The sequence below is a fragment of the Patulibacter medicamentivorans genome, from assembly GCF_000240225.1.
GTDB classification, from domain to species: Bacteria; Actinomycetota; Thermoleophilia; order Solirubrobacterales; family Solirubrobacteraceae; genus Patulibacter; species Patulibacter medicamentivorans.
In genome coordinates this window covers 1-6,574 of sequence record NZ_AGUD01000271.1, presented here as the reverse complement: position 1 = coordinate 6,574, position 6,574 = coordinate 1, and the positions used below count along the sequence as shown (strand labels likewise).

The 6,574-nt window shown below is 76.2% G+C and carries 7 protein-coding genes and 1 pseudogene; 6 read left to right on the top strand and 2 right to left on the bottom strand.

The window, feature by feature from the left end:
- The first annotated feature begins 157 nt into the window (after nt 1-157).
- From cobA to PAI11_RS19235, 6 genes are all read left to right on the top strand, one after another.
- Entirely contained in the window at nt 158-1,726 is a 1,569-nt protein-coding gene (gene cobA / locus PAI11_RS19260; protein WP_007577910.1) for a uroporphyrinogen-III C-methyltransferase, read from the top strand.
- Nucleotides 1,727-2,008: 282 nt separating this feature from the next.
- Nucleotides 2,009-2,338: a hypothetical protein gene (locus tag PAI11_RS19255; protein WP_007577908.1), complete on the top strand. Its 330-nt coding sequence runs from the start codon at nt 2,009-2,011 to the stop codon at nt 2,336-2,338.
- Entirely contained in the window at nt 2,328-2,600 is a 273-nt protein-coding gene (locus PAI11_RS19250; RefSeq protein ID WP_007577906.1) for an STAS-like domain-containing protein, read from the top strand. Before PAI11_RS19255 ends, PAI11_RS19250 begins: the two co-directional genes overlap by 11 nt.
- Nucleotides 2,601-2,712: 112 nt before the next feature.
- Nucleotides 2,713-3,516 carry an SAM hydrolase/SAM-dependent halogenase family protein gene (locus tag PAI11_RS19245; protein WP_040601026.1) on the top strand — a complete coding sequence of 268 codons (804 nt, stop codon included), beginning with the start codon at nt 2,713-2,715 and terminating at the stop codon, nt 3,514-3,516.
- A 179-nt stretch (nt 3,517-3,695) separates the two neighbouring features.
- Nucleotides 3,696-4,430: a biotin--[acetyl-CoA-carboxylase] ligase gene (locus PAI11_RS19240; RefSeq protein ID WP_040601025.1), complete on the top strand. Its 735-nt coding sequence runs from the start codon at nt 3,696-3,698 to the stop codon at nt 4,428-4,430.
- Nucleotides 4,427-4,921: a tetratricopeptide repeat protein gene (locus tag PAI11_RS19235; RefSeq protein WP_007577900.1), complete on the top strand. Its 495-nt coding sequence runs from the start codon at nt 4,427-4,429 to the stop codon at nt 4,919-4,921. The genes PAI11_RS19240 and PAI11_RS19235 overlap by 4 nt, the downstream gene beginning before the upstream one ends.
- Nucleotides 4,922-5,002: 81 nt before the next feature.
- Here the strand turns inward: PAI11_RS19235 and PAI11_RS19230 are convergent, their stop codons facing one another.
- Both PAI11_RS19230 and PAI11_RS27910 read right to left on the bottom strand, forming a co-directional pair.
- Entirely contained in the window at nt 5,003-6,013 is a 1,011-nt protein-coding gene (locus PAI11_RS19230) for an NADP-dependent oxidoreductase (protein WP_007577898.1), read from the bottom strand.
- Between the two features lie 82 nt (nt 6,014-6,095).
- Nucleotides 6,096-6,574 (bottom strand): annotated as a pseudogene (locus tag PAI11_RS27910) (heparin-binding hemagglutinin); the annotation flags it as partial.

Sequence of the window (6,574 nt, the reverse complement as noted above, 5' to 3'; positions counted from 1 at the left end):
TCGGCGCGCTGGTCGCGGAGCGGCTGCGGCGGGCCGGGGCCGACGAGCTGCTGGCCGCCGCCCACGACCAGGCGCCGGCGGCGCTGCGGGCCGCCGCGGACCGCCACGCCGCGACCACCGCACCCGTCGACAACGATCAGCGCGAGGACCGACCGTCGTGAGCGAGACCCCGACCCCGACCCCGATCGCCGAGGCCGCCACGCCGGGCACGGTCTACCTCGTCGGCGCCGGCCCGGGCGACCCGGGATTGATGACGGCGCGCGCGCTCGAGCTGATCGCGACCGTCGACGTGGTCCTCTACGACAAGCTGATCCCGGCGACCGCGCTCGACGGGGCGCGCGCCGACGCCGAGCTGGTCGACGTCGGCAAGCGCGGCGGCGGCGAGCAGGTCCCGCAGGAGACGACCGAGGCGCTGCTGGTCCGCCACGCCCTGGCCGGCCGCACGGTGGCGCGGGTCAAGGGCGGCGATCCGTTCGTCTTCGGCCGCGGTGGCGAGGAGGCCCAGCGGCTGCGCGCCCAGGGGATCCCGTTCGAGATCGTCCCCGGCGTCACGGCCGGGATCGCGGGCCCCGCCTACGCCGGGATCCCGGTCACCCACCGCGACCACGCCCCCGGCGTCGCCTTCGTCACCGGTCACGAGGATCCGGCCAAGCCCGAGTCGACGATCGACTGGCCGGGGCTGGCCGCCTTCCCCGGCACGCTGGTCTTCTACATGGGCGTCCGCCGCCTGCCGGAGATCGCCCGCTCGCTGATCGCCGGCGGCCGTCCGGCCAGCGAGCCGGTCGCCGTCGTCCAGTCGGGGACGGTGCCGGGCCAGCGGGTCGTCCGCGGGACGCTCGAGCAGATCGCCGAGGTCGCCGAGGCCGCCGGGATCAAGGCCCCCGCCGTGACCGTCGTCGGCGCCGTCGCCGGGCTCCGCGACGAGCTGCGCTGGTTCGAGGACCGGCCGCTGTTCGGTCGCACCGTGGCGGTCACCCGCGCCCGTGCCCAGGCGTCGGGACTGGCCCGCCGGCTGCGCGGGCTCGGGGCCGAGGTGCTCGAGACGCCGACGATCCGGACCCGGTCGCTGGAGGCCGAGCTGCCGCCGCTGGACGCGGTCGACGTGCTGGCGGTGACCTCGCCCAACGGGGCCCGCGAGCTGATCGCGGCGCTGCTGCGCTCCGGTCGCGACCTGCGGGACCTCTACGGCACGATGATCGCCGCCGTCGGTCCCGGCACCGCGCGGCTCCTGCGCGAGCACGGCCTCCTGGCCGACGTCGTGCCCGAGACCTTCACCGGCGAGGCGCTGGCGGCGGCGATCGGGCCGGCCGGCGACCGCCCGCGCCGGGCGCTGCTCGCCCGCGCCGCCGCCGCCGGCGACGCGCTGCCCGACGGCCTCCGCGCCGCCGGCTTCGAGGTCGCCGACGTCGCGCTCTACGAGACCGTGGCCGAGCCGCTCGACGAGGACGCGATCGCCGCGATCGCCGCCGCCGACTACGTGACCTTCACCTCGGCCTCGACCGCCCGCTTCCTGGCCGAGGCCGGGGGCCTGGCGACCGCCGACGGCGCGGCCGGCCCGCGCCTGGCCTCGATCGGCCCGGTGACGACCGCGGCGCTGGCCGAGCTCGGCGCGACCCCGGCCGTCGAGGCGACCGAGGCCACGATCGACGGCTTGATCGCGGCGCTGATCGACGACGCGGCGGAGCACCCGGCGCGCGGCACCAGCGGGCCGTTCGTGGCGCGCTGAGGCGGAGCTGCACCGACGCGCGCGTCGGTGCCGTCTTTGCACCGAATTGGAGACGTCGACGTCTGTCGGCTGGGGTGGCGGCGAGGCTCGCGCCGTGGAGCGAGAGCCACGGACAGTGACGCTGGCCGGTCGGTACCACGGGCGGAGCGTGGACCGTCTCGTCGGCGAGCTGGCGCCGTTCGGGGTCTCGGACGGTCGACGGTGGCGGCTCGACCTGCGTCGGCTGCTGTTCATGACTCCGACTGCCATCGCGACCGCCGCGGCCGCGGCATCCCGGCGAGCTTGCGGTCGAGCGACGCCTACGCCGAGCTCTCGGGTGAGGACGTCGGCGCAGTCGAGGCCGCGTTCCGCTTCGGCGTCACGTCGAATCCCGGCTTCAACGCGGGCATGGGACTGGCGTTGGCGCGGCATCTCGTCCGGGGAAACGGCGGCACCGTCGGCATCCGCTCCGGGTTCGCCGCGGTGACGCGGGGCCAGGCGGAGGTCGCTCAGGGGCGGGGCGTGCGCTTCCCCGGAACGCTGGTGGCGCTCGACGTGCGGATGGATCGCCCGTTCGACCTGAGCAGGGCGTACGCTGACATGGACGAGGAACGAGGATCGAATGAGGCTTGACATCGCAGCAGAGATCGGCCGGATCGCCGCGGGCCGGTCTGCGGCGGCCACGATCCGCGAGTCGGTCGAACGAGCGGCAGCGACGGAGCACGTGGTGCTGGACTTCTCGGCGGTCGCGGCGGTCGCACCGTCCTTCGCCGACGAGTTGATCGCGAAGCTGCCGGGCGGGCTCCTGGACCGTGGCGTCGTGACCGTCGTCGGCACCGACGACGCGACCGCGCGAATCATCGATCTGGTCCGACGGAGGAGGGTCGCCGCCTAGCGGGACCGTGGTTGCGGTGCGTACGGTCGCTCGCCGGCGGCTGTTGCACGTCCGCTTGCAACGGCGGCCCGTCGGCGGCGTGGGGCAGGCGCCGCCTGGCTAGGATCGGCGCATCTCCCGCACGACCGTCACGTTCCTCTCCGACTACGGCCTGCACGACGAGTTCGTCGGCGTCTGCCGTTCGGTGATCGCCCGCATCGCTCCCGAGGCCCGGGTGATCGACCTGACGCACGGGATCCCGTCGTTCGACGTCCGGCTCGGGGCGATCACGCTCCAGCGGGCGCTGCCCTACAGCGAGCCCGGCGTCCACCTGGCCGTGGTCGATCCCGAGGTCGGCGGCCGTCGGCGGCCGATCGCGATCCGGGTGGTCGAGGACGACCGGCTGCTGGTCGGCCCCGACAACGGGCTGCTGTGGCTGGCCGCCCAGCGCTTCGGCGGGATCGTCGAGGCGGCCGACCTGACCCGCTCCCAGTACCGGCTGGAGCCGGTCTCGGCGACCTTCCACGGCCGCGACATCTTCGCCCCGATCGCCGCCCGGCTGGCGGCCGGGCTCGAGTTGACCGACGTCGGCGAGCCGCTCGACCCCGACGACGTCCAGCCGCTCGCGATGCCGCTGGCCGAGGTCGACGCCGACGAGGTGGTCGCCCACGCGATCGCCTTCGACCACTTCGGCAACGTGCTGTTGGACCTGGAGCACGAGGAGCTGACGATGGGCGTCGGCCTGCGGCTCGGCGAGCAGGTCGAGATCAACGGCGAGCGGGGGGTCTACGCGACCACCTTCGCCGACGTCGATCCCGGGACGCTGCTCCTGTACCAGGACGCCAACCGGGCGATGGCGGTCGCCGTCAACCGGGCGTCGGCCCGCGAGCGGCTGGGCCTGAACGCCGACGACGACCTGCGGATCCGGCGTCCCTAGCCCGACGCCGTGACGTTCCGGACGGCGGGCGACCGGTTCGTCGCGACCCTGTCCGGTGGGCGGCCCGACGCGGCGATCGGCTGCGACGTTCCGGACGCCGAGCGGCCGCGACGTGGCAGCCGGACGCGCGATCGGCGAAGGTGGGACCGATACCCCGCGACGAGCGACGGAGCGACGCGATGAGCAGCAGCGAGAGCACGATCGGCCCCGGCTGGCGCCGGATCCACCTGGACGAGGTCGGCTCGACCAACGACGAGGCCCGGCGACTGGCGAGCGAGGGCGCCGCGCACGGGACGGTCGTGACCGCGGAGCACCAGACCGCCGGACGCGGGCGCCAGGGACGCAGCTGGGTGGTGCCTGCCGGACAGGCGCTGACCGCATCGATCGTCGTCCGCGGCGGCGGGCCGCTGCTGCCGCTGGCGGCCGCGGTGGCGGTTGCCGAGACGGCCGGGTCCGAGGCCCGGATCAAGTGGCCCAACGACGTGCTGCTGCCGGTCGGCGAGCGGCTGGGCAAGGTCGCCGGGGTGCTCGCCGAGGGCCGTCCCGCCGAGGGCTGGGCCGTGGTCGGGATCGGGCTCAACGTCGCCGTCGAGCTGGCGGCGCTGCCGCCGGAGGTGGCCGCGACCGCCGCCACGCTCGGCCGCTCGCCGGCCGAGCGCGACGCCGTCCTCGACGAGCTGACCCGCCAGCTCGACGTCGCGCTGGGGCTCGACCCGGCCACGCTCCGCGAGCGCTGGTCCTCCCGCGACGCGCTTCGCGGACAGCAGGTTCGCTGGGAGGCCCCCGCGGCCGGCGACACCGGCAGCGGAGTCGCCGAGGGGATCGACGACGACGGCCGCCTGCGGGTTCGGACCGACGACGGCGCCCTCCGGACGCTCGACGCCGGCGACGTGCACCTGGTGCGCGGCTCGTGAGCGACGCGAGCGATTGGGAGCGGCGGATCGCCGCGGTCTGGGCGAGCACCGGCGACCGCTCGGAGGCGGAGGTCGTCGCCGACGTCCTGGCGCTGGTCGGAGAGCGCCCGGCCACCGATCCGGCGGCCATCTACGAGCACGCCTCGGCGCTCGACTTCGCGGGCCGCGAGGCCGAGGCCGAGGCGCTCTACCGCCGGGCGATCGCCGCCGGCCTCGACGACGAGCGGCACCCGCGGGCGACGATCCAGCTGGCCAGCACGCTGCGCAACCTCGGCCGGGCGGGCGAGAGCGTGGCGCTGCTGGAGGCGACGATCGCGGCCGCGCCGGCCGACGGGCTGTCCGCGGCGCGCTCGGCCTTCCTGGCGCTCGCGCTGGCCGACGCGGGCCGTGGCGACGCGGCGCTGACGGTGGCGCTGAGGGCGCTCGCCAGGGAGCTGCCGGAGTACGGCGGCGCGGTGGCGCGCTACGCGGAGCAGCGTCCGTCGCCCTGAGATCCCGCGGATTCGGCGGCCCCGGGCAACGACCCGGGGGCCGGGCGACGGATGGCGCGCGCACCTGCCGCCGCGCCGGGGTCACTCGCCGATGCGGACCAGCATCTTGCCGACGTTGCGACCGTCGAGCAGGTCGAGGAACGCCTGTGGTGCCGCGTCGAGCCCCTCGACGACGGTCTCGCGGTAGCGCAGCCGACCGTCGGCCAGCCAGCCGCCGACGTCGCGGACGAACGGCGCGCGAAGGTGGTCGTGGTCGCTGACCAGCATCCCGCGGATCGTGCCGCGGGTCTGGATCAGGCGGATCAGGTTGCGCGGCCCAGGCGGCGGCTCGGTCGCGTTGTACTGCGAGATCATCCCGCAGATCGCGATCCGCCCGTGCAGCCGGAGGGCCCCGATCGCGGCCTCCAGGTGCTCGCCGCCGACGTTGTCGAAGTAGACGTCGATCCCGTCCGGGGCCAGCTCGCGGAGCTGCCTCCGGACCTTGCCCCGGCGGTAGTCGAGCGCGCCGTCGAAGCCGAGGTCCTCGACGACGTGGCGGACCTTCTCGGGCCCGCCGGCGCTGCCGATCACGCGACTGGCCCCGAGCTGCCGGGCGATCTGGCCGACCGCGCTGCCGACGGCGCCGGCCGCGGCCGAGACGAAGACGACGTCGCCCTCGCGGACCGGGGCGACCTCGACCAGGCCGGCGTAGGCGGTCAGGCCGGGCATCCCGAGGATCCCGAGGTAAGCCTGCTCGGGCACGCGCGAGGCGTCGATCGCGACCGCGTGGTCGGCCGGCACCAGTGCCAGGTCGCGCCAGCCGAGGCCGTGCAGGACGACGTCGCCGGGGGCGAAGCGCTCGTCGCCGGAGGCGACGACCTCGCCGACCGCTCCGCCCAGCATCGCCTTGCCGACCTCGTACGGGGCGGCGTAGGACGCGGCCTCGCTCATCCGCCCGCGCATGTACGGGTCGACGCTGATCCAGCGGTTGCGGACGACGACCTGCCCGGCGGCGGGGTCGGGCAGCTCGACCTCGGCGAGCGCGAAGTCGTCGAGCGTGGGGGCGCCGTGGGGGCGGGCCGCCAGGCGGATCTCGCGGCTGATCTGGGGCATGCGGGGCCTTCGAGGTCGGGAACGCGGGCCGGTGTCGGCCGACCCTATGCGATCGCCGCCGGCGCCCCATGGCGCCGCGGGCTCAGGCGGCCTTGGTCGCGGCGCTGCGCCGGGCCGGCTTCGGCGCGTCGGCGGTCGCGTCGCCGTCGCCGCTCGCGGCGGCCTTGGCGCGGCTCGCGCGCGGCTTGGCGGGCGTCGCGTCCGTCGCCGCGGGCTTCTTGGCGGCGGCCTTCCTCGCCGGCGCGGCCTTGGTGGTCGCCTTCTTCGCGGTGGCGGTCGCCGCCTTGGCCGCGGTCGCCTTCTTCGCCGCCGGCTTGCGGGCGGTGGCCTTCTTGGCCGGCGCGGCGGCGGTCGCCTTCGTCGCGGTCGCGGCGGTCTTGCGGGCCGTGGTCCGCGCCGGCGCCTTGGTGGCGGGGGCGTCGTCGTCGGTCGCCGGCTTGGCCGCGGCGGTCGTCCGCTTCCGCGTCGTCGTGGTCTTCGCGGCGGCGGCCTTGGGGGTCGCGGCCGGCTCGGCGGCGGTCTTCGCGGCGGCGGTCGTCCGGCGGGCGCGGGTCGGCTTGG